Below are 23358 nucleotides of genomic sequence, written 5' to 3'. Positions count from 1 at the left end.
CTCATCTAACGGACAAGCTCTTTGAGATTCGGGTCGGGTGAGAGCGTAGAAGGCGGCCATCAACCAATATTAGCTAACAGTTAGAAGGTCCGCCCCTTGCCGGAATGCGGCGAAATCCTCCGCCCGTGATTGATCAGTCTTCGAGAAGACGAGCGGCAGGGTTCGCAGCGGCGCTGCCGGTTTGGAAATACCCCACAACACTCGACACCGACCGGTGCTCGGTCAGCTGCATGATCGCCGGCAGCGCCACGCCTTGGCGGCTGGCTTCGGTCACGAACCCGGACCGCAGGCTGTGCCCACCAAAATCCCCCTCCAGCCCGGCCAGGCGCGCCCGACGCTGCACGATCTCACCCACGGCTGCCGGGGAGAGGGCAGGGCCGACGCGCTGCTTCCAGAGCCGCCGGAAAATTGCTCCCTCTGTTATCCCCGACGCCTCTAGCCAGTCCTGCAGGGCGAGGGCGGCCCGGTCGAGCACCGGCTTGTCCGGGGTTGAGGAGGCCGTGACGCCGGCCTGCTGGGTTTTGCTGTGTTCGAGTCGGTAGATATAGCCCTTGTCACCGATCCGCCGCAGATCCCGTAGGTCCGCGGCGGCGATCTCGCTGCGCCGACGTCCGCCACTGGCAAACCCGAAGCAGAGCAGGGCACGGTCGCGCAGGCCTTCTAGGCTGGCATCGCAGGTGGCCAGCATCGCCTCCAATTCGGCGAGAGTGATCGCGGTCTTCTTGCGCGGCCGTTCGCCGCGTTTGACCGCCGCACGGGCCGCACGACTTAGCACCGTTCGGATCGCCGGCTGCTCACAGGGATTAGCAACTTGCTTGAGTCGGTGCGCCGTGGACAGCACCGCGACCCGGTGCCGCACAGTAGACAAGGTCCAAGGGCCGAGTTTGGCTTTCAGGCCTGAGGCCACCAGCGCCTGGTCGACCGCCGGCGGCAGCTCCCAGGCCAGCTCGCCGTCGGCATTGCGGCGGACCACGTGGTCGACTACGAACTGCAGTACGGCGGCCTCGGGCACCGGCAGGGTCAGTTCGATGCCGTAGCGCGTCGCGTGCCAGCCGGCCCAATAGCGCAGAGCACTGGCGTAGCTGCGGGTCGTGTTCTCGGCGGCCGCTTCGGCGAGCAGTTCGCGCACCGCGTCGGCGGCCTGTTGGGCCAGTTGGGCGGGCAGGGTAAGGCTGGCCGCCGGTTGCGCAAGAATCGGAATCGCGGGAATATCTTTCATAGTATGTATGTTTTACTACGATAAAAGGCGCGTACCCACGATAATCATCACTTATCGTGAGTATAGATCAGCAGAGCAGGGCACTCGCGTAGGAGCACTTCCATGGCCCGAGGTATCAGCGAATCCGACGTCCACAACGCGGCCGACGCCTTAGTTGCGGTCGGCGAGCGGCCGACCGTTGAGCGCATTCGTGCGCACTTGGGAACCGGGTCTCCTAACACCGTTACGCGCTGGCTGGAAACCTGGTGGCAAGGGCTGGGTGAACGCCTTCAGGCCCAGGAACGGCGGCTCGCAGTCCGGGATGCGCCCGAAGCGATCACCGTCCTGGCAGGAGAGTGGTGGGCCGCGGCGCTTGAACACGCACGAGCCAGTGTCCTGGAGGCACTTTCTGCGGATCGCGCGGCCTTTCAGGATGAGCAGGACGCGGCACGCAGAGAGCATGAGGAGTTCGCCAACGAGGTCGGCGCACTGCGTGACAAGGTTGAAGCGGCTACCCACGCCGAGCGTTTGGCATCAGCCCAGGCGACGGAGCTCCAACGCCTAGTCAAGCAGCTTGAGGGGCAACTCCAGGAAGCATCCAGGCAACGGGATACCGCGCTCGCACAGGCTGCTGACGTCGATGCTGTACGAAAGGCAGCTGACGCTCGTCTCCAGAAGTTGCAGGAGTCGTCGACGATCGAGCGGGAGAATCTGAGGCAGCATATCCGGATGATTGAGGATCGTGCTCACGCAGAAGTTGACCGAGCTCGCCAGGAGACCAAGGAACTGCAGGCCCGCGTTAAGGCAATGGCTAGAGAGCACGCTGCCGTCGAGAAAGCGCTCCTGCAAACCGCCGAACACGCCAAGGCTACGGCCGCTGAGGCGGGTCGGAGCGCCGGCATCGAGCGTGCTCGGGCTGATGCGCTTGAGACACAACTAGCAAAACTTCAGGATCTACCTGCGGCCCTGGAAGCGGTAATGCGCCGGAGCGATATCCAGCCAAAACAGCAGAAATCCAGCGGCAATCCGACCGCTCGCGGGTCACGTAAGCATGCTAAATCTTCGGTCGAGAACTAATTTTCCGAGCGTCGCAGTCAAGCCGCCATTCGTCTTTTCCACAAGGACCGGCTACGAAAGGTTGTAGTGGAACTCGGTGAAATACTGGGCGCCGCCGCGGACCGGGATGCGGCGCAGCCGCTCTTTCGCCGCCTCTGGAATCCAAGCCATCATCTTATGGACGTTCTCGTTGGCATCGGCTGCAATACGAACCGTCACAATCATCGAATGAAAGTAAGGCGTAAGTTTGGACATCAGGAGACGTTCTGCACCTTCAGCGCTATGGGCAATAGCCAGGCAATAAGTCATCCCTTCGCCGGTAGCGCCATAGTTCATGTAACTCAGATGCAGGCCGACCTCTAGGAAAGCAGGCACGTCTTGATCTTCGACCATAGTGAATTTTACCCCCACACCAAGTTTTAGCTCGAATCGTCGCTGCTGCTCGGCGTCAACGATCCAAGCCTGCAGGTTCCGGTCGCCAGCGTTTGGTCGGCGCGGCAACCATTCCCACGACGGCATGGCCGGTCCTACCGGCGGACGCATGACTGGCAGCCTCGTAGTAGTAGCCGCGGCGGCCTAGCGTCACCGATGGCATCGCGCGGGGAATCCGACGTTCCATTCGTTCGCACAGCAACAAGCCGTGACGGATCGGCGCGTCGACTGGATTGACGAGTGCCTCAGCCCAGAGCAGGAAGTGACGCTTTCCGCTGGCACCCACAAACTGCAGTATGTCCCGTGGCCTCATAGCCTTGAGACGATCCTCCGGGTACGCGAGTACTTCGATCGCGACCTCTTCGCTAGCGGTCACATCGCTGCCATTGTCGAGCCCCGTCAGAAGCCACAGAGGACTAACCTCGAGTGCTGCAGCCAACAACGGCACATCATGGAGCGATCGAGGGAAAATACCGCGCTCTAGCTGGGAGACCCAACTGTTGCCCCTCTTGTTGCATCGCTTTGCTACCTCTCCCTGGCTGAGTCCTGCAGCCACGCGCGCCTCTTTCATGCGTAGGCCAAAATTTGCCCAGGGGACGGGTAGGGAGGAATTACGGAAGTGTGAGTGAGGAATCACGAGATCGAGAGCAAGCAGCTATACGTCTGACAATTGAAGCACGACTTACCAGGGTGATCGCAAGCAGCGTTGCATGGGTCCGCGACAAGCCGTAGAAAGCACGCAACACTGCTTCAACTTTGTCAGGCAAAGATGTGACATTTGCTGAGGCGGCGACAGGTATCGCTGTGACATTTCTTGAGCCGGAACCCTCGCGGAAAAGTCACGGCATCACCTGGCAGATCGAACACAAGTTGTTGTCCTACCGACGAATCAGGAAAAGATGTGACTTTTGCTGAGCGGGCCGAATTTGGTCGAAGTAACGGCATTACCTGTCGGGATGTAACAACTTCACCTATCCCGCCATCAGCCTCCATGCGGCGGTCCATGGCGCCAGAGCCTTCCTAAAAGCCATGTACGAATACTTCGCATAATGCATATTATGTAAAATACGAACCTGGACCCAGGCCTCGTGTCAGCAACCCGCTTTGTCAGCTTCGGACGCCAGATCCGCGAGCAACATACCGGCTGGCTGGAGTCTGATGGCGGTTACTTCGACTGCCTGCAACTTCCTGCCGAAAGCACATTCTCATCACAGGACATCGGCATGTTGGTTGACAGGTTGATAGGCATGCCTGGACCCTAAGCGGCATGAACATTGATGTCGATAAGCTCAACCTCTCGGAACTGAAGTCCCTACTGACCGCCGCGGAGCAGCGAATGCGGCTGATTTCCAGCCGTCGCCCCATTGCTTTAGTGCGTCGAAAAATGATCGCACTCGCCGCCCAGTACGGCTACACGATCGAGGAACTCTATGGCGATCAGCCGGTAGCTGAGATTGCGACTAAGAAGCGAGCGCCGCGGCGAAAGGCGAGCAAAGTTGCTGCCAAGTACCGAGACCCAGAGAACATGCGCAACACCTGGTCGGGCCGTGGACGTATGCCGCGATGGCTGGCCCAGAAGACGAAGTATGGCCGGAGCGTCACGGACTTCCTGATTCCCGGCCTAGGAAAGCCAACCGCACGCAAGGGCGGATCAATAGGCCAACGAACGCTCATCAAGCAAGGATGACGCGAAATCGGAAGTCGCGAATGGCTGCCTTGGGTCGGAAGCTGCGTCCCCTACCCTAGATGACACTCGCTAACCGCCAGGTTCTTCGTGAGATCCGCCATCTCCGCGCGTGCGCAACTTATGGATTCCGACCAGATCCAGCCGTCTCACGCTCAGCGCCGGCCTCCAGATTTCATTCCGGCCGGTTGGTACTCGCATCAGCCCTGGTTTTGCGCGCAGCGCGATGTCCGGCGCGGTCCTGAGCTATAGACCGGCTACGTTGTCGATCGCGGCCGCTCTCTAGCCGGCCAGTTTCGCCCCATCGCCCTGGGTGCAGGTGCTCCGGATCCAATCACGGCGGATCCCAGCTGCCGTCGTCCGGCAGCGATCACCAGCCCCTGACGTTTTGCCCGACCCGTCAGAGGCTTGCTTGGTCGCGATTAAATGCTAATGAGAATCACTTGCTATCGCGCGATGAATCGAGGACGATTACGAGCGCTGGGCCATCGGGAACGGAGACAGCCTGAGCATGGTGGGTGTCGTTCGCGCTTGCTGACCACAGATCGCTGGATGTGAGGGCGTGCTGATCTCGCGCGCAAGGGGCCCATCGCACGTTGTGATCCAGGCCCCGCTTCTGTGCGTTGCGCTCTCCCCTACTCCCGCCGCGCTGCCGCCTGCGACGCCCCGCGCCGGGAACTTATTAATCCCTTCTTAAACTCGCCGCCCTAAGCTGGGTCACGATGCGCCAGTCAGAGTCTGGATTCGTCTGCCGTTGGATCGGTCGTCGTGTGACCCCCTCAGCGACTGCGCCGAAACGGGCTTACTACTTTTCTTCTACGGAATCTTCCATGCGTGCACGCTCCCCGCGTTGGCTAATCGTGTTCCTGGTCTGCTCGCTGTTGGCGGCGTGCGGAGGTGCCAAGGAGGAAGACAAGGCCAGCGACGCGTCGGCCCTGGCGGTATCGCTGGTTGCGGCGCGTGCGCAGCCTCTGGCGCGCAGCGTGCTGGTGTCCGGGCCGGTGTCGCCTTTTGAGGAGATGCAGCTCGGGGTGGAACTCAGCGGGCAGCGAGTGACCTCGTTGCTGGTCGATGTCGGGCAGTCGGTGCGCAAAGGCCAAGTGCTGCTGGAACTGGACCATCGCACGCTGGACAGCGAGTTGGCCCAGGCCGAAGCCTCGCTGCGGCAGGCGCAGGCGTCCTTGTCGCTGGCGCAGGTCAGCTACGATCGCGGCGCCAAACTGGCGGCCGAGCAATTGATCAGCGCCGGCAATCTGGACGAGCTGCGCGCCACCCGCGTGCAGGCCGAGGCGCAAGTCGCCACCGCCCGCGCGGGTCGCGATGCGGCCAAGCTGCGGCGCGACTTCGCAGAACTGCGCGCGCCCGCCGATGGCGTCATCTCCAAGCGGCTGGTGCAGCCGGGCCAGGTCGTGGCCGCGGGCAACGAGCTGCTGCGCCTGATTCGCGACGGCCGTCTGGAATGGCGCGCCGAGTTGCCCGAGGACCAACTGGCCGGCGTCGCCGTCGGCAACACGGTCGAGCTGCCGTATGGCGGCGGCATCATCGCCGGGCGCATCCGCGCGGTCACGCCCGGCGTCGATGCGCAGACCCGCACCGGCACGGTGTACGTCGATCTGCCCGAGCCGGGGCCGCTCAAGCCCGGCGTCTATGTGGAAGGCCGCATCGTCACCGGCGCCGGCCGTGCGCTGATGGTGCCCACCGCGGCTGTGGTGCAGCGCGACGGTCATAGCTATGTGTTCACGATGAAGGACCAGCAGACCGTGCAGCGCGTGCGCGTGCGCACCGGCCAGACCGGCAACGGCCAGGTCGAGATCGTGCAAGGCTTGAAGGACGGCGATCGGGTGGTCGCCGAAGGCGCGGGCTTCCTCGGCGACGGCGATCGCGTGCGGGTGGTGCCGGCCGCCGCGGCCGGGAAGGCCGCACGATGAATTTCTCCGCCTGGGCGATCAAGCGGCCGTTGCCGGCGCTGATGGTGTTCTTCGTGTTGTGCGTGGCCGGGCTGTGGGGCTTCCACAAGCTGCCGGTGGCGCGCTTCCCCGATATCGCCTTCCCGATGACCACGGTCACGATCACTCAGCCCGGCGCCTCGCCCAGCCAGCTCGAGGCCGAGGTCACCCGCAAGGTCGAGGACTCGGTCGCCACGGTGACCAACGTCAAACGGGTGATCTCGACGGTCAGCGAAGGCGTCAGCACCACCACCATCGAGTTCCAGCTCGAAGCCGATCTGGCCACCGCGCTGGACGACACCCGCGACGCGGTCACGCGCATCCGCACCGACCTGCCGCAGGACATCCAGGAGCCGGTGATCTCCAAGGTCGATATCGGCGGCTCGCTGATGACCTACGCCCTGGTCGCGCCGCAGATGACGCCGGACGAGGCCAGCTGGTTCGTCGATCGCGAGGTCTCGCGCGCCATGTACGGCGTGCCCGGCGTGGCCCGGGTCACGCGCGTGGGCGGCGTGCAGCGACAGGTGCGCGTGGACCTGGACGCGAACGCACTGCAGGCTTTCGGCGTCACCGCCGGCGCCGTGTCGCATCAGCTCGCCCAGATCCAGGTCGAGCGCGCCGGCGGCAAGGCCGAACTGGACGGTGCGCAGCAGACCATCCGCACCCTGGGCACGGTCGGCAACGCGCAGGCCTTGCGCGATTACACGATCAGCCTGCCGGACGGGCGCTCGGTGCGTCTGTCGGCGCTGGCCAAGGTGACCGATGCCGCCGCCGACCCCACCGAGGCAGCCTTGCTGGACGGGCGCGACGTGGTCGCGTTCTCGATGTCGCGCACGCGCGGCTCCAGCGAGGTCAAGGTCGAGGAAGGCGTGCACAAGGCGCTGGACGCCCTCAAGGCCAGCCACGCGGGCATCGACTTCCGCCTGGTCACCACCGTCATCGACGAGACCCATCGTTCCTACGATTCGTCGATGACCATGTTGTGGGAGGGCGCGTTGCTGGCCCTGCTGGTGGTGTGGCTGTTCCTGCGCGACTGGCGCGCGACCTGGGTATCGGCGCTGGCCCTGCCCTTGTCGATCATCCCGACCTTCGCGGTGATGTACTGGTTCGGTTTCACCTTGAACCTGATCACACTGCTGGCGCTGTCGGTGGTGGTGGGCATCCTGGTCGACGACGCCATCGTTGAGATCGAGAACATCGTGCGCCATCTGCGCATGGGCAAACCGCCGCTGGAGGCTGCCCGCGAGGCGGCCAACGAGATCGGCAACGCGGTGATCGCGACCTCGCTGACCCTGGCGGCGGTGTTCGTGCCGGTCGCCTTCATGCCCGGCATCGCCGGCAAGTTCTTCCGCGAGTTCGGCTGGACCGCGGCCACCGCGGTGTTGTTCTCGCTATTGGTGGCGCGTCTGCTGACGCCGATGATGGCCGCCTATCTGCTCAAGCCGCATGGCGAGGAGAAAGGCGATAGCAAGCTGATGCGCTGGTACCTGGGCTGGGTGGACGCGGCCCTGCGCCATCGCGCGCGCACGCTGTGGATCGCTACCGGTCTGTTCGTCGCCTCGCTGGCGCTGGTGCCGCTGATCCCCGCCACCTTCATCCCGCAGTCCGATCTGGGGCGCAGCAACCTGAGCCTGGAACTGCCGCCGGGCACGCGCCTGGAGGAAACCAAGGCGGTGGCCGAACGCGCGCGCGTGCTGCTCAAGGACATGCCGGAGCTCAAGCAGGTCTACACCGCGATCGGCAGCGTGCTGGACCTGGGCGATCCCTCCACCACCGGCATCGGCGAGTCGCGCAAGGCCACCCTGGTATTGGACTGGGGCGTGGCGGACGAGCGCGAGCGCGACCAGCGCGTGCTGGAACGCGAGGCGCGTTCGCGACTGGCCCAGCTGGCCGGCGTGCGCGTGAGCTACGTCAGTTCCGAGCCCGGCAATCAACTGCAGCTGGTGTTGTCCGGCGACGATCCGCAGCATCTGCAGGATGCGGCGATCGCCTTGGAACGCGACCTGCGCCGCATACCCGGCCTGGGCAGCGTGACTTCGTCGGCATCGTTGTTGCGGCCCGAGATCCAGATATTGCCGGACCCGGCGCGGGCCGCCGACCTGGGCGTGGCCACCGCCGACATCGCCGAGGCCGCGCGCATCGCGACCGCCGGCGACTACGAGCAGCGCCTGGCCAAGCTCAACCTGCCCGACCGCCAGATTCCGATCCGCGTGGGATTCTCCGAGGCGACCCTGGCGAATCCGGCCCTGATCGGGCAGTTGCGCGTGCCCGGCCGCTACGGGCCGGTGCCCTTGGCGGCGGTCGCGGACATCAAGATGGGCAGCGGCCCGTCGCTGATCTCGCGTTACCAGCGCCAGCGCAACGTCACCTTGACCGCCGAACTCAATGGCCGGCCGCTGGGCGATGTGATGGAGACGGTGCAAAAGCTGCCCAGCGTGAAGCAACTGCCGCCCGGCGTGAGCTTCCTCAATACCGGCGACGCCGAAGTCTTCGTCGAACTGTTCATCGGCTTCATGCTGGCGATGGCCGCGGGCCTGATCTGCATCTACATGGTGCTGTTGCTGCTGTTCAACCATGCGCTGATGCCCTTGACCATCCTGACCGCGGTGCCGCTGTGCGCGGGCGGCGCGTTCGGCGCGCTGCTGCTGACCCAGAACATGCTGTCGTTGCCGGCCTTGATCGGTCTGCTGATGCTGATCGGCATCGCCACCAAGAACTCGATCCTGCTGGTCGATTACGCGGTGATCGCCGAGGACGAACACGGCCTGAGCCAGCACGACGCCCTGATCGACGCCTGCCGCAAGCGCGCCCAGCCGATCATCATGACCACGCTGGCCATGGGCGCGGGCATGATGCCGATCGCGATGGGCTTCTCCGGCGATTCCAGTTTCCGCGCGCCGATGGCGATCGCGGTCATCGGCGGCCTGATCACGTCGACCCTGCTGAGCCTGATCGTGATCCCGGCGGCGTTCACCGTCGTCGACGATCTGGGCGAATGGATGACGCGGCGTTTCCGCCGCCGCTCCTCGCATCCGCGGCAGCACACGCCTCCGGCCTGACGACGCCAACGGTCTCACCGATCCGGGTACGGCGACCAGGCCGTGCCCGGCGCTGGCGTTTCAGGATTTGCGCCGCCGGCGGCGACGCTTGAGGAAACCGAGCATCGCCAGCTCCCACTGGCGGTGCCCACGCGCTCGCGCCGCGTACGACGCCAAGGCCTCCTCGCGCCAGCCCGCGAAGACGGTGGGATCGATGTACGACTTGCGGCAGACCGCCGGCGTGTTGCGCAAGGCTTGCGCAACTTCGCCTACGACCGCCTTCTCGATCCGAGCCAAGGCACGCTCGCTGGGCGTTGCGCTCCGCTTGCCCTCTGGTAGCGGCAGCTGGGCCAGGCGTCGGAAGGCGGCCAGGGTCGCGCCCCAGGTGCGGAAATCCTTGGCGCTGAACTCGCCGCCCATGACCTCGCGCAGGTAGCCGTTGATCGCATCCGAATCCACCGGCTGCACCGTGCCGTCGTCGTCGCGGTACTGGAACAGCGACTGCCCGGGCAGTTGCTGGCAGCGCCGGATCTGTTTCACCAGTTTGGCGTCGTCGATGGCGACGTCGTGCATCTGCCCGCCTTTGCCGCGGAAGTGCAAACGCGCGCGACCGTCGCGCAGGAAGTCGATGTGGCGGTTACGCAAGGTGCTCAGGCCGAACGTGCCGTTGCTGCGCATGTAGGCGTCGTTGCCGACGCGCAGCAGGGTGTCGGCCATCAACGCGACCACGATCGCCAGCACTTTGGCGCGTGGAAAGCCGGCCAGCTGGAGATCGCTGCGCAAGCGCCGGCGCAGGCGCGGCAGCGCTGCGCCGAACTCCACGATGCGGTCGAATTTTCCGTGGTCGCGTGCGTGCCGCCAATCCGGGTGGTAGCGGTACTGCTTGCGCCCGCGCGCATCGCGGCCGGTGGCTTGCAAGTGGCCGCTGGCCTGGGCGCAGATCCAGACCTCGCGATAGGCCGGCGGTACCGCCAGCGAGCGGATCCGCTCCAGGGTGGTCGGGTCGCGCACGGCGCGCCCCTGGGCGTCGCGGTAGCGGAAGCCGCGCCCCGAGCGCAGGCGCGCGATGCCGGGATCGGCGTCGCTGACGTAGCGCAGGCCGGCCTGCGCGGCCACGCGCGCGGACGCGGCGTCGGGCATGGGACCGGGCGTGGGTACGGCCTTCGCGGGTTTAGCCATGCGCCACACATACGCAGCGGTCCGTCAACGCGATGAAAACGCCCGACCGCCGCCGCTCGGGAGGGGGCCAGGGTCTGAACCATGGTTCAGGCTTGCACCGGCGTTTTTCGGCGGATTTGGCGACAAGCCCACGCGCTGGCGCTAAAGTAGTCGGGTGATGTCCGTCCTGCTGCGACTGCTGCTGTGCGTCGGCCTGATCCTCAACGGATCGGCGTACGCGGTCGCGTCCACGCAAATGCAGTTGACGCATATGAGCGCCGCGATCGAAGCGGCGGCCACCGTCCAGACCTCTTGCCACGACGGCATGGCTGCAGGCGGCATGGCTGCAGGCGGCATGGCTCACGACGGCATGGCGATGGCCGCGATGGATCAGGCGTCGATGTCGGCGCCCTCCGATCACCGCCATCACGGCCAAGGCCAGGCGCCCGACGGCGCCCAGCCGGACTGCTGCAAGTCGCCGACCTGCACCTGCTCCTGCCTGCAACCCGCGCCGGCCACGGCGATCGCGTTCGCCCTCGGCGGCGCGCATATCGGCCACAGCCTGATCGCGCGGCCGATGTCGGTCGATCACGACGCGCCGGCCCTGCCCTACCCCATCCGACCTCCCATCGCTTAAGCGCTCCACGCGCCGCCGTCGCGGCGCGCTCAGGCAGGTCGCGTGCGGCGTTCGCGCCTACGCGGCCTGGTGTCGCCGATCGCATCGTGCGTCGGCGTTATCGATCCTTTGGAGTTCGACGATGTCTTCCGATTTCTCCGGCCGACGGCCGGATGCCCTGGCCGAGCCTTCGCGCCGGCGTTTCGTCACCGGTCTGGCCGCGGGCGGTGTCGCCGCGGGCCTGGGCCTGTGGCGCTCGCCCGCGTTCGCGGGCGCGGCGCTGGCCACCACCGCACGCGAACTGCGTGGCCTCGATTTCGACCTCGCCATCGACGCGGCGCCGGTCAACTTCACCGGCCGGGTGCGCCCGGCGATCACCGTCAACGGCTCGCTGCCGGGCCCGATCCTGCGTTGGCGCGAGGGCGACACGGTCACCTTGCGCGTCGCCAACCGCCTGCGCGACACCAGCTCCATCCATTGGCACGGCATCCTGCTGCCGGCCAACATGGACGGCGTGCCGGGCCTGAGTTTCGACGGCATTCCGCCGGGCGAGACCTACGCCTATCGCTTTCAGCTGCGTCAGTCGGGCAGCTACTGGTACCACAGCCATTCGATGTTCCAGGAACAGGCCGGGCTGTACGGCGCGATCGTGGTCGATCCGTTGCAGCCGCCGCCGTTCCACTACGACCGCGAGCACGTGATGCTGCTGTCGGACTGGACCGATCTGGATCCGGCCGCGCTGTTCCGGCGCATGAAGAAGATGTCGGACTACGACAACACCTACAAGCGCACGGTCGGCGACTTCGCCCGCGACGCGCGCGAGCAGGGCCTAGCGGCGACCCTGCGCGATCGCGGCCAGTGGGGGCGCATGCGCATGACCCCGACCGATCTGTCGGACATCAACGCGCACACTTACACCTACCTGCTCAACGGAACCGCGCCGGCGGCCAACTGGACCGGGCTGTTCCGTTCGGGCGAGAGGGTCCTGCTGCGCTTCATCAACGCCTCGGCGATGAGCTACTTCGACGTGCGCATCCCCGGCCTGAAGATGACCGTGGTCGCGGCCGACGGCCAGTACATTCATCCGGTCAGCGTCGACGAGTTCCGCATCGCGGTGGCCGAGACCTTCGACGTGATCGTCGAACCCTCGGGCCAGGATGCGTACACGATCTTCGCCCAGGACATGGGCCGCACCGGCTATGCGCGCGGCACCCTGGCGGTGCGCGAGGGCCTGTCGGCGCCGGTGCCTGCGTCCGATCCGCGCGTCATCTTGACCATGGACGATATGGGCCACGGCGGCATGGATCACGGCAGCATGGACCACGGCAGCCACGGCGCACCCAAGCAAAAGACGATGCCCGAAGGCGGCTGCGGCGCCAGCATGGGCATGGCCGGCATGGACCATTCCGGCGGCGGCATGGCAGGCATGGACGGCGGTGCGACGCACCCGGCCAGCGAAAACGGCAACCCGCTGATCGACATGCAGACGATGGCCAGCACGCCGCGGCTGGACGATCCGGGCATCGGATTGCGCGACAACGGGCGCCGCGTGTTGCGCTACGCCGACCTCAAGAGCCTGTTCGAGGATCCCGATGGCCGTGAGCCCAGCCGCACGGTCGAGCTGCATCTGACCGGCCATATGGAGAAGTTCGCCTGGTCGTTCGACGGGCTGAAGTTCATGGATGCGCAGCCGCTGCGCCTGAACTACGGCGAGCGCATGCGCATCACCCTGGTCAACGACACCATGATGACCCACCCGATCCATCTGCACGGGCTGTGGAGCGACCTGGAGAACGAGCAAGGCGATTTCCAGGTGCGCAAACACACCATCGACATGCCGCCCGGAACCCGCCGCAGTTATCGCGTGCGCGCCGACGCGCTGGGCCGCTGGGCCTACCACTGCCATCTGCTCTACCACATGGAAGCGGGCATGATGCGCGAAGTGAGGGTCGAAGAATGAGCGCCCTCCACTCTCCGCGCCGCGCCGCGCTCGCGGCCGCATTGACGCTGGCCTTCGTCGGGGCCGCGCAGGCCCAGCATCACGCTGCGCAGGCCGCGCCGACGCCGCCCGAACCCGCGCCGGTCGCGACCGAGCCGGCCGTGGACCACGCCGCGATGGGGCATGCCGCGCCCAGCAAGGTGAATGCCGATCACGACAGCATGGACCATTCGAAGATGGACCACGCGGCCATGGCCGACACGGCCCCGTCGGCGGCGAGCCAGACCCCGCGCGAACCCATTCCCGAGGTAACCGACGCCGACCGCGCGGCCGCCTTCCCGCGCCTGCGTCACCACATGCAGCACGCGCGTGAGTTCAACAGCTATGTCCTGTTCGATCGCCTCGAAGTCGGCGACACCGACCACGGTCGCAGCGAGGCCTGGGAGGCCACGGCCTGGTTCGGCAGCGATCTCAACCGCGTGTGGTTGCGCAGCGAGGGCGAACGCGAAGGCGGCGCCACCGCCGCGGCCGATCTGGAGGTGCTGTACGGCCGCAGCGTCACGCCCTGGTGGGACGTGGTGGTCGGCTTGAAGCACGACTTCAAACCCGGTCGCTCGCAGGATTGGCTGGCCGTCGGTGTGCAGGGCATGTCGCCCTACAAGTTCGAGGTTCAGGCCACCGCCTATGTCGGCGCCTCGGGACGCGTCGCGGCCAATGTCGAGGCCGAGTACGACGTGCTGCTGACCAATCGCCTGATCCTGCAGCCGCTGGTCGAGTTGGACTTCAACGGCAGCCAGGACACGCGCCGCGGCATCGGCTCCGGACTGAGTACGCTGGAAGCCGGACTGCGCCTGCGCTACGAGTTCAGCCGCCGCTTCGCGCCATATGTGGGCGTGGTCCACGAACGCAGCTTCGGCAACACCGCCGAGTTGCGCCGCGACGAAGGCGAAGCCCGCGAGGACACCCGCGTCGTCGCCGGCGTGCGGATCTGGTTCTGAGGGCACGACCATGACTCTCACAACCCGAAAGGCGGCGGTGGCGGTCGCCATCGCCGCGACGGCATTGGCGGTGGCGGCAGGCGGCCTGGTCTTCGCTGGCGTCTACGACGTCGGCGCCGACACGCCGCATACGCGACCGGTGTACGCGCTGCTGGAAACCGTACGCGAACGCTCGATCGCCGCGCGTGCGGACGAGTTGCAGGCCCCGCCGGATCTGAACAGTCCGGCGCGCATCCGCCAGGGCGCGGGCAATTACCAGGCCATGTGTTCCGGCTGCCACCTGGCGCCGGGCATGCAGAGCACCGAGCTCAGCCGCGGCCTCTACCCTGCCCCGCCCGACCTCAGCAAGACGCCGGTCGATCCGCGCCACGCGTTCTGGACCATCAAGCACGGGATCAAGGCCTCGGGCATGCCGGCCTGGGGCGCGAGCATGGGCGACGAGTACATCTGGAACATGGCGGCCTTATTGCAGGCCTTGCCGAGCATGGACGCGGCCCAGTACCGCGCACTGGTCGCCGAAAGTGGCGGACATTCGCACGGCGGCGGCGAGACCGCAGCCGGCGACGACCACCACGGCCGCACCGCGCCCGTCGAGACGCAAGGACACGGCCACCACGAAGCGGTGAGCCAACTGGCCGCGAGCGAGCCAGGCGCCGCGTCCGAGTCCGCTCACGCCCCCGCCGATGGCAAGCCGCATGCGCACGCGCCAACGCCGAAGGCGCCGACCAAGGCGGTCGCGCCGCGAGCCGCGCCCGCCGAACCGCCCACCGACGAACACCAGGCGCATGAGCATGCGCATTGACCGCGAGGATCCACGATGAAACCAGCAACGAGCCGATTCGTCGTCGCGTTGAGCGTCGCGTTGGCGGCCAGCGCCTGCAGCGACACCGCCGCGCCGGAGCGAGCCGTCGCGGCAACGACGCCGGCGACACCCACAGCCGCCTCTGCCTCGCAAGCTGCTGACGATCACGCCGATCACGCCGATCACGCCGATCACGCCGATCACGCCGATCACGCCGATCACGCCGATCACAGCGCGCACGCGGCTCACGGCGAGCAAGCCGACCACGCCAAGCCTGCGACCGCCTCCGTGTCCGCATCGCGGCCGAAAATGGTGGTGCACAAGAGTCCGACCTGCGGCTGCTGCAGCCTCTGGGTCGATCACGTGCGCGCGGCCGGGTTCGAGGTCGAAGTGCGCGATCGCGAGGACCTGTCGGCGATCAAGGAGCGCCTGGGCGTGCCCTACGCCAAAGGCTCCTGCCACACCGCCGAAGTCGGCGGCTATTTCGTCGAGGGGCATGTCCCCGCCGTGGATATCCAGCGCCTGCTCCAGGAACGTCCGCAGGCGCGCGGTCTGACCGTTCCGGGCATGCCTGCCGGTTCGCCGGGCATGGAGATGCCCGACGGCAGCAAGCAGGCCTACGCCGTCGAACTGGTGGCCGACGACGGCACGACCACGGCCTACGCCCGACACTGAGCCCTAGGCGCGGGCGGCGGCGCACGCCGTCGCCCGCGAAGGCTTGACTCTGGACCATGGTCCAGACCGGAGACTGGCCCCCTCTCCACTCTCTTCAAGGGACTGCAGCCATGCAGATCGGTCTACTGGCCAAACGCGCCGGCGTTCCCATCGACACCGTGCGCTACTACGAACGCAACGGCATCCTGCCGCCTCCCGAGCGTCAGGCCTCGGGCTATCGGGCCTATGACGAGCGCGACGTCGAACGCCTGCGCTTCCTGCGCCGCGCCAAGGCGCTGGGCTTCACCCTGGTCGAGATCCGCGACCTGCTGGAACTGTCCTCGCGCCGCGACGACGACATGGGCAGCCTCAAGGCGGCCGCGAGCGAGAAGCTCGCCGATGTCGAGCGCAAGCTGGCCGAACTGAGCCTCATCCGCGACGGCCTGCGCATGCTGATCGAGGCCTGTCCCGGCCACGGCGCGCTGCAGCGTTGCCCGATCCTGGCCGCGCTGGCGCAGGAGGACGCATGAACCACCGCGACCACGACCACAGCGCGCATCCGACGCCCGCCCCCGCCGCCGCGCATGCCTGCTGCGCGAACAAGTCCGCCGACGCCGGCGTCCCGACCGTGATCGATCCGGTCTGCGGCATGCGCGTGGATCCGGCCAAGAGCCCGCACCACGCCCAGCACGAAGGCCACGATCACGCCTTCTGCTCGGCCGGGTGCCGCAATAAGTTCGTCGCCGATCCGCTCAAGTACCTCGCGCCCTCGCCCGCCGAAACGGTGGCGGCGCCGGCCGGCACGATCTACACCTGCCCCATGCATCCGGACGTGCGCCAGATCGGGCCCGGCACCTGCCCGATCTGCGGCATGGCGCTGGAGCCGGACATGCCCAGCCTGGACGAGGAAGACAATCCGGAACTGCGCGATTTCGGCCGCCGTTTCGCCTGGACCTTGCCGCTGAGCGTGGCGACCCTGCTGCTGGCGATGTTCGGCCACCGCTGGTCGGCGCTGTCCACCGACACCCGCACCTGGCTGGAACTCGCCTTGAGCGCGCCGGTGGTGCTGTGGGCCGGTTGGCCGTTCCTCCAACGTTGCCTGGCCTCGATCCGCAATCGCAGCCCCAACATGTGGACCCTGATCGGCATCGGCGTGGCCGCGGCTTTCGGCTACAGCGTGGTGGCGACCTTGGCGCCGGGCATCTTCCCGGCCTCGTTCCGAGAGCATGGCCGCGTCGGCGTCTACTACGAGGCAGCCGCGGTGATCGTGTCGCTGACCCTGCTGGGGCAGTTGCTGGAACTGCGCGCGCGCTCCAAGACCTCGGCCGCGATCAAGCGCCTGCTCGGCCTGGCGCCGGACCACGCCCGCCGCTTGCGCGACGACGGCGAGGAGGAGGACGTGCCGCTGGCGCAGGTGCAGGTCGGCGACCGTCTGCGCGTGCGTCCGGGCGAGAAGGTACCGGTGGACGGCGAAGTGCTGGACGGCCGCTCCAGCATCGACGAATCGATGCTGACCGGTGAGCCGATGCCGGTCGCCAAGCAGGCCGGCGACAACCTGATCGGCGCCACCCTCAACGGCACCGGCAGCCTGGTCATGCGCGCCTCGCGCGTGGGCGCCGACACGGTGCTGGCGCAGATCGTGCAACTGGTGGCGCAGGCGCAGCGCTCGCGCGCGCCGATGCAGCGCATGGCCGATCGGGTCGCGTTCTGGTTCGTGCTGGGCGTGCTCGGCATCGCCGTGGCCACCCTGCTCGGCTGGGGCCTGTTCGGCCCGGAACCCTCGTGGACCTATGGCGTGCTCAACGCGGTCGCGGTGCTGATCATCGCCTGCCCCTGCGCGCTGGGCCTGGCCACGCCGATGTCGATCATGGTCGCCAGCGGCCGCGCCGCCGAAGCCGGCGTGCTGTTCCGCGACGCCGAAGCGATCGAGCGCCTGCGCGAGATCGATACCCTGATCGTGGACAAGACCGGCACCCTCACCGAAGGCCGGCCCGCGTTCCGCGATGCGATCGCGGTCGAAGGCCGCACGCCCGACGAGGTGCTGCGCCTGGCCGCCAGCCTGGACCAGGGCAGCGAGCACCCGCTGGCGGCGGCCCTGATCGCCGCCGCACGCGCACGTGGCCTGGCGTTGGAAGGCGCGCAGGACTTCGATTCCGCGACGGGCCAGGGCGTGCGCGGGCGCATCGGCGAGCGACGTTTGGCGCTAGGCAACGCGGCCTTGATGGCGCAGGACGGCGTTGAGCTCGGCGACCTGGCGGCCCAGGCCGAAACCCTGCGCCAGGACGGCGCCAGCGCGATGTTCCTGGCCGTGGACGGCCGCGCCGCCGGCGTGCTGGCGGTGGCCGACCCGATCAAGGCCACCACCGCCGCCGCGATCCGTGCGCTGCAGGACGCCGGCCTCAAGGTGGTCATGGCCAGCGGCGACGCCGCGACCACCGCGCACGCGGTCGGCCGCAAGCTGGGTCTGGACGGCGTGCACGGCGAGATGCGGCCGCAGGACAAGGCGGCGCTGGTGGAACGCCTGCGCGCGCAGGGCCGACACGTGGCCATGGCCGGCGACGGCATCAACGACGCCCCCGCGCTGGCCAGCGCCGACGTCGGCATCGCCATGGGCACCGGCACCGACGTGGCCATGGCCAGCGCCCAGGTCACCCTGATCAAGGGCGATCTGAACGGCATCGTGCGCGCACGCGCGATTTCGGCGGCGGCGGTGGCCAACATGAAACAGAACCTCGCCTTCGCCTTCCTCTACAACGCGCTGGGCGTACCGATCGCGGCGGGTCTGCTGTATCCGTTCACCGGCAGCCTGTTGAGTCCGATGATCGCCGCGCTGGCGATGAGCCTGAGCTCGGTGTCGGTGGTGGCCAACGCCCTGCGCCTGAACTCGACACGGATCGGCTGAACGCCAGGCCGCGCCGCGCTCCCGGCGACGGGGCGCGGCGCCTTCCGGCTCGGGCTATGATCTGCGCGTAGACAGTCCGGTAGCGGCCAGAGGAAGCCCCATGTCGATCCATTCCAAAGCCCGTCGCGACGCCAAGAAGCGCAAGGCCGCCAAGGCCGCCCGCGCCCCCGCCCCGCCCGCGATCGAGCCCCACGCCGAGATGCGCGACCGCAACGGCCAGTTGCTGGGCGGCATCGTGCGGCGCGACGGCGAATGGACCCTGGGCCTGGGCGGACGCATCGTCGGCGGCTCCGACAGCGCCGCCAAGGTGTTGATCATGCTCAAGCGCGCGGCCGCGCTGCACGAGCGCGAAGGCGAAACCGTGCAGCTCAAGTTCTCGCCCGCGCTCAGCGCCGCCGCCGCCCAGGAAGCCGCCGACCGCGGCCTGAGTTTCGAGCAGTTCGAGGCCGAGTTCGAAAAGGAACTCGCCGACAGCCAGCGACCCTCGCTGGATGGGCCTAGCGGCGGTAACGAAGCGGTGCATTAAGCCCGATTCGCAAGGGCCGCCGGCCAGGCATACCTCGCTTGGCGTTCCCCGTACCGCACGGACTTGACGATCAGAGTCAGCCCGCCTCGCCAGGGCGCCTAGGCGACGCTAGTTCTCGCCAACCGAAGACTTCGCCGCGATCGGTACGTACAAGGCGCTGGGATGCTGCGCATCGTGATACAGCGTCACCGTCACCTTGCGCGCATCCTTGCCGGATTCGTCCGCGGCGACGCCGCCGCTGTTGTAGTTCTTCTGCATCGCCAGGCTGTTCAGCGGCGCGATCACCAGGCGTAGGCGGCTGCCTTGGCTCAAGCGTCGCGCGGTGAAGGGAAAGCGATCGAAGTCGTAACGCTCCACTTTGCCCGGCGTGACCAATACCGCCTCGCGCAGACTTGCGCGATAGCGCGCGCGCTTGAGCTCCTGGGTCAGGTATACCGTGCTGCCGTCGGCTCTGACTTCGTAAAGCTTCGCGGTGAAGTCGGTGTCCGGCTGATCCAGGGCGATGTACGCCGATAGCTTGAAGAAACCGGCGATGTCGGTATCGCGCTCCAGCACGGGCGTGTGGTAGACCAACTGCTTGCCCGACGACAACTGCGTCCCGCGTTGATCGAGGATGTAGGCGTAGCCCGGCGCGAACACCTCCGGCCGGTACTCGTACTGCAGCGGGCTTGTGTCCAGCGGATCGTAGACGTATCGGTCCGGCGTGCTGGCGGCCGACGGCGCGCCGCGCAGTTGGCCGGCTTCGAATACATCGTTGGCACGGCCGCCTTGCGAATCCAGATACCAAGTCTGGGTGCTCGCGGTGGCGGCCTGCAGCGACGGCGCGTAACGCCAGGCCTCCTCGCCGACCATGTAGAACGCGACCTTGTCCTTCAGGAACTCGGGTTTCTTGCCCTGCTTCAAAACCCAGTCGTACCACGCGATATGCAGGGCGGGCATGTCGATCAAGGCGGCCGGCGCGAACTTGAGCCCGCCCATCTCCGCCTGCGGAATATTGGTGCCGTCGTGATCCCACGGGCCGATGATCAGGTAGTGCGCGGCCTTGGCGCGGCTGCCGCCGTGGCGCATGTGCTCCTTGTAGTAGCTCAGCGCGCCCGGCTGATCGTCGTCGTAGTGGCCGGTAATGCTCAGGATCGGCGTCGTCATCTTCGCGTACTGCTCGGGCGATGGCCGATAACTGTCCCAGTAGGCGTCCTGTTGCGGATGCTCGATCCAGCCTTGGAAGATCGGCGACGGATTGCCGATGTAGGTATCGAGTTCCTTGAACGGCGCGTGCGCCTCGTACCAACGCTTGTATTGCGCGCCCCAGAACGCGCCATCCGCGAAAATCCGATCCTGCGAGGCATGGCCGCTGACGAAGGTCAGCCATTGCATGTTGTAGGTATAGGGAATGTTGTTGAGGATCGGGAAATCGATGCCCGGCCCCACCGCCGCCACCGGAACGATCGTCACCAGATGCGGCGGCAACTCTTTGGCTACCGCCCATTGGCTGTAGCCGCCATACGATCCACCGCTCATCGCGACCTTGCCGTTGCATTCGGGCTGTCGCGCCAGCCATTCGCTCACGTCGTAGCCGTCCTTCGCCTCCTGCAGCATCGGCGTGAATACGCCTTCGGAATTGCCGCGGCCGCGCACGTCGACGGCGTAGTAGGTGTAACCCTGGCCGGCGAAGTACATCGCGCGCGGATGATTGCGCTGGGCCGTGTACGGAGTCAGCGCGAAAATGCACGGCGTGCCGACTTGCTGGGCCTGCGGGCGATAGCGGATCGCACTGAGGTTCACGCCATCGCGCAGCGGAATCCTCACGTTCCATTGAAACGCGATCTCGGGTGTCTTGGGCTTCGGCTCCTGGGCGACAGCCGATCCGGCCAGCCACAAGGCGCCCAGGATCCCGCCTGCGATGACGCGTGCGTGCATGAGGTTTCTCCTATTTCAGCGAATCGTCGCCACGATCGGACCGGCTGTCGAGTGTCCTGCACGCTTGTCGCCGCGATTCCGCTGCGGCGGGCACGCGCAATGGGCACATTCGCAGGCTGGTAGATGGCGGCTGCTGGCGTGTAAGGCATCTTCAAGCCACATAAATGCCACTTAATCCGAGGGCTTCACCGGCGCTGGGTAGCGCCGGTGCCTGGCCGCGCTCGTGGCGACGGGAACCGGTCTTCGTGGGGCCGCGGATGTACAGATCCCCGCTTGCGACCGCTGCGTCATTGGGCCGATTCTCTGGATAATCCATCCACGATCGCCCGGCCAATGCGGACGATGGCCTTGCCTAGAATCGGATCTCCCCTCACCACGGAGACGTTCATGGCAGATCATTCTCTCAACGGCAAAGTCGCGCTGATCGCTGGCGGCGCCAAGAATCTAGGCGGCTTGATCGCACGCGATCTGGCCAAGCACGGCGTCAAGGCCGTGGCGATCCATTACAACAGCGCGGCGACTCGCGCCGACGCCGAGGCCACGGTGGCGGCGGTGAAAGCCGCGGGCGCGCATGCGGTCGCGCTGCAGGCCGACCTGACCAGCGCCGGTGCGATGGCCAAGCTTTTCGAAGACGCGGTCGCCGCGGTGGGGCGGCCCGACATCGCCATCAATACCGTCGGTAAAGTCCTGAAGAAGCCCTTCGTCGACATCAGCGAAGCCGAATACGACGAGATGACGGCGGTGAATTCGAAGTCGGCATTCTTCTTCCTGCAGCAGGCCGGCCGTCACCTCAACGACAACGGCAAGGTCTGCACCCTGGTGACCTCGCTGTTGGGTGCGTTCACGCCCTACTACGCCGCCTACGCGGGCACCAAGGCGCCGGTTGAGCACTACACCCGCGCCGCGTCCAAGGAGTTCGGCCAGCGCGGCATTTCGGTCACCGCGATCGGCCCGGGCCCGATGGATACGCCGTTCTTCTATCCGGCCGAAGGCGCCGACGCGGTCGAGTACCACAAGAGCGCCGCGGCGCTGTCGCCGTTCTCCAAGACCGGCCTGACCGACATCGAGGACGTGGTGCCCTTCGTCCGCTTCCTGGTGTCCGAGGGTTGGTGGATCACCGGCCAGACCCTGCTGATCAACGGCGGTTACACCACCAAGTGACCTCATCGCGCACGGCCGCGCCCGCGTCGCCGTGCGCTCGGTGGGGCGCGACGGGCGCGGCGGCGTCTATTCTGCAAGCACCCCAGCGCCCAAGGCCGGAACCGCCGTGGATCTCCTCGACCAATACCGCGTATTCGTGCGGATCGCCGAAATGGGCAGCTTCATCAAGGCCGCCCACGCCTTGGACCTGCCGCGCGCGTCCGCATCCGCGGCGATACAGCAACTCGAGCGCGACATCGGCGCGCGCCTGCTGCACCGCACGACGCGCGAGGTGCGGCTGACCGCCGATGGCGCGCAACTGCTGGAGCGCGTGCGTCCCTTGCTGGCCGATGCCGAAGACATCCAGCAACTGTTTCAGACCCGCCAGCGCCAAGTGGCCGGCCGCCTGAACGTCGACCTGCCCAGCCGCATCGCCCGGCGCCTGGTCGCGCCCGCGCTGCCCGGCCTGGTGCGGCGCTACCCGCGCCTGCAACTGGCCCTGGGCTCCAGCGATCGCATGATCGATCTGGTCCATGAAGGGGTGGATTGCGCCATCCGCGTCGGCGACCTGCAAGACAGCCGGCTGGTCGCCTACCCGCTGGGCCGGATCGCGTTGGTGAACTGCGCCAGCCCCGCCTATCTGCGCGAGTTCGGCTTGCCGGAAACGCCGGACGCACTGACGCGCGGCCATTGGTCGGTGGGCTACGCCTCGCCCAGCACCGGACGCGAATTGCCTTGGGAGTACGAATACGGCGGCAGCACGCATACGGCGCCGCTGCACAGTCGCGTGCTGGTCAACAACGCCGAGAGTTACATCGCCTGCTGCCGCGCCGGTCTGGGGCTGATCCAGGTGCCGCGCTTCGACGTGCAGCACTTGCTCGACCGCGGCGAATTGATCGAAGTGATGCCCGCCTATCGCGCCGGCGCGATGACGGTCTCGGCGCTGTATCCGCACCGTCGTCAGCGCTCGCGGCGGTTGACCGCGTTCGTCGACTGGTTCCAGGCGCTGATCCGTCCGCATCTGGACGCGTAGCGTCTATAGCGCAGCGCGCAGCGGCGGCTCGACGCTGCGATGCTTGTCGTTCGACGAGCCGAGCGCAACGCGAGCGCGCGGCCGCCGCGGAATCGGTGCGCAAGATCTCGATCGCGCGACGCATCATCCGCGCCGTGCGCGACGTACTCCATCGCGTACGCGGATGCGGGTTCTCATGCGTGCGCCTGCGTCCTCGCGCACGGAAGCAAAAGTAAGAAAGCGCATCGCATTCGTTCGGCCCCACGCAATCGCGCCGCCATCGGCCGCGCTAGTCGCGCGCAAGATGCCGAACGCCAAAAACACTTAGGGCCCGGTTTCC

The 23358-nt window shown here is 67.0% G+C and carries 18 protein-coding genes; 14 read left to right on the top strand and 4 right to left on the bottom strand.

The window, feature by feature from the left end:
* Positions 1-133 precede the first annotated feature (133 nt).
* Entirely contained in the window at positions 134-1219 is a 1086-nt protein-coding gene (locus ASE43_RS02130) for a site-specific integrase (RefSeq protein WP_057159292.1), read from the bottom strand.
* 102 nt (positions 1220-1321) lie between these two features.
* Here ASE43_RS02130 and ASE43_RS02125 point away from each other — a divergent pair, with 102 nt between their 5' ends.
* Positions 1322-2275 carry a DNA-binding protein gene (locus tag ASE43_RS02125; RefSeq protein ID WP_057159291.1) on the top strand — a complete coding sequence of 318 codons (954 nt, stop codon included), beginning with the start codon at positions 1322-1324 and terminating at the stop codon, positions 2273-2275.
* 51 nt (positions 2276-2326) lie between these two features.
* Here ASE43_RS02125 and ASE43_RS02120 read toward each other — a convergent pair whose 3' ends face one another.
* Positions 2327-2773 (bottom strand): hypothetical protein, encoded by a 447-nt coding sequence (locus tag ASE43_RS02120; RefSeq protein ID WP_162258730.1) that lies wholly within the window; start codon positions 2771-2773, stop codon positions 2327-2329.
* A gap of 1180 nt (positions 2774-3953) precedes the next feature.
* On the opposite strand from ASE43_RS02120, the gene ASE43_RS20980 reads away from it, so the two are divergent.
* The 3 genes from ASE43_RS20980 to ASE43_RS02105 all read left to right on the top strand — a co-directional run bounded on the left by ASE43_RS20980 (position 3954) and on the right by ASE43_RS02105 (position 9375).
* Positions 3954-4373 carry an H-NS histone family protein gene (locus ASE43_RS20980; RefSeq protein ID WP_082576277.1) on the top strand — a complete coding sequence of 140 codons (420 nt, stop codon included), beginning with the start codon at positions 3954-3956 and terminating at the stop codon, positions 4371-4373.
* An 827-nt stretch (positions 4374-5200) separates the two neighbouring features.
* On the top strand, positions 5201-6298 hold the full coding sequence (locus tag ASE43_RS02110; RefSeq protein WP_057159288.1) for an efflux RND transporter periplasmic adaptor subunit: 1098 nt from the start codon (positions 5201-5203) through the stop codon (positions 6296-6298).
* Positions 6295-9375, top strand: a complete 3081-nt coding sequence (locus ASE43_RS02105) for an efflux RND transporter permease subunit (RefSeq protein WP_057159287.1) — start codon at positions 6295-6297, stop codon at positions 9373-9375. The genes ASE43_RS02110 and ASE43_RS02105 overlap by 4 nt, the downstream gene beginning before the upstream one ends.
* A 60-nt stretch (positions 9376-9435) precedes the next feature.
* Here ASE43_RS02105 and ASE43_RS02100 read toward each other — a convergent pair whose 3' ends face one another.
* Positions 9436-10494 carry a DNA topoisomerase IB gene (locus ASE43_RS02100; RefSeq protein WP_057159286.1) on the bottom strand — a complete coding sequence of 353 codons (1059 nt, stop codon included), beginning with the start codon at positions 10492-10494 and terminating at the stop codon, positions 9436-9438.
* 196 nt (positions 10495-10690) lie between these two features.
* Here ASE43_RS02100 and ASE43_RS02095 point away from each other — a divergent pair, with 196 nt between their 5' ends.
* The 8 genes from ASE43_RS02095 to ASE43_RS02060 all read left to right on the top strand — a co-directional run bounded on the left by ASE43_RS02095 (position 10691) and on the right by ASE43_RS02060 (position 18949).
* A complete protein-coding gene (locus tag ASE43_RS02095; protein WP_057159285.1) occupies positions 10691-11149 on the top strand; it encodes a CopL family metal-binding regulatory protein in 459 nt (152 codons plus the stop codon).
* A gap of 121 nt (positions 11150-11270) precedes the next feature.
* Entirely contained in the window at positions 11271-13088 is a 1818-nt protein-coding gene (locus tag ASE43_RS02090; RefSeq protein WP_057159284.1) for a copper resistance system multicopper oxidase, read from the top strand.
* The gene (locus ASE43_RS02085; RefSeq protein ID WP_057159283.1) at positions 13085-14065 is read left to right on the top strand and encodes a copper resistance protein B; all 981 of its coding nucleotides are present in this window, start codon (positions 13085-13087) and stop codon (positions 14063-14065) included. The genes ASE43_RS02090 and ASE43_RS02085 overlap by 4 nt, the downstream gene beginning before the upstream one ends.
* A 10-nt stretch (positions 14066-14075) precedes the next feature.
* Positions 14076-14867 carry a cytochrome c gene (locus ASE43_RS02080; protein WP_082607042.1) on the top strand — a complete coding sequence of 264 codons (792 nt, stop codon included), beginning with the start codon at positions 14076-14078 and terminating at the stop codon, positions 14865-14867.
* 15 nt (positions 14868-14882) lie between these two features.
* The gene (locus ASE43_RS22885; RefSeq protein ID WP_343123554.1) at positions 14883-15542 is read left to right on the top strand and encodes a DUF411 domain-containing protein; all 660 of its coding nucleotides are present in this window, start codon (positions 14883-14885) and stop codon (positions 15540-15542) included.
* A 110-nt stretch (positions 15543-15652) separates the two neighbouring features.
* A complete protein-coding gene (locus ASE43_RS02070; RefSeq protein ID WP_057159282.1) occupies positions 15653-16051 on the top strand; it encodes a heavy metal-responsive transcriptional regulator in 399 nt (132 codons plus the stop codon).
* Positions 16048-18423, top strand: a complete 2376-nt coding sequence (locus ASE43_RS02065) for a heavy metal translocating P-type ATPase (protein WP_082607041.1) — start codon at positions 16048-16050, stop codon at positions 18421-18423. The genes ASE43_RS02070 and ASE43_RS02065 overlap by 4 nt, the downstream gene beginning before the upstream one ends.
* Before the next feature lie 100 nt (positions 18424-18523).
* Positions 18524-18949, top strand: a complete 426-nt coding sequence (locus ASE43_RS02060) for a hypothetical protein (protein WP_056174696.1) — start codon at positions 18524-18526, stop codon at positions 18947-18949.
* A 108-nt stretch (positions 18950-19057) separates the two neighbouring features.
* On the opposite strand, the gene ASE43_RS02055 is transcribed toward ASE43_RS02060, so the two are convergent.
* The gene (locus ASE43_RS02055; protein WP_057159281.1) at positions 19058-20866 is read right to left on the bottom strand and encodes a CocE/NonD family hydrolase; all 1809 of its coding nucleotides are present in this window, start codon (positions 20864-20866) and stop codon (positions 19058-19060) included.
* Positions 20867-21253: 387 nt separating this feature from the next.
* Here ASE43_RS02055 and ASE43_RS02050 point away from each other — a divergent pair, with 387 nt between their 5' ends.
* Positions 21254-22027 carry an SDR family oxidoreductase gene (locus ASE43_RS02050; RefSeq protein WP_057159280.1) on the top strand — a complete coding sequence of 258 codons (774 nt, stop codon included), beginning with the start codon at positions 21254-21256 and terminating at the stop codon, positions 22025-22027.
* Positions 22028-22133: 106 nt separating this feature from the next.
* Entirely contained in the window at positions 22134-23039 is a 906-nt protein-coding gene (locus ASE43_RS02045; RefSeq protein WP_057159279.1) for a LysR family transcriptional regulator, read from the top strand.
* Positions 23040-23358: the final 319 nt, after the last annotated feature.

The sequence above is a fragment of the Lysobacter sp. Root983 genome (assembly GCF_001429345.1).
Taxonomy (GTDB): Bacteria; Pseudomonadota; Gammaproteobacteria; order Xanthomonadales; family Xanthomonadaceae; genus Lysobacter.
This window is presented reverse-complemented; position numbering and strand designations above follow the sequence as displayed.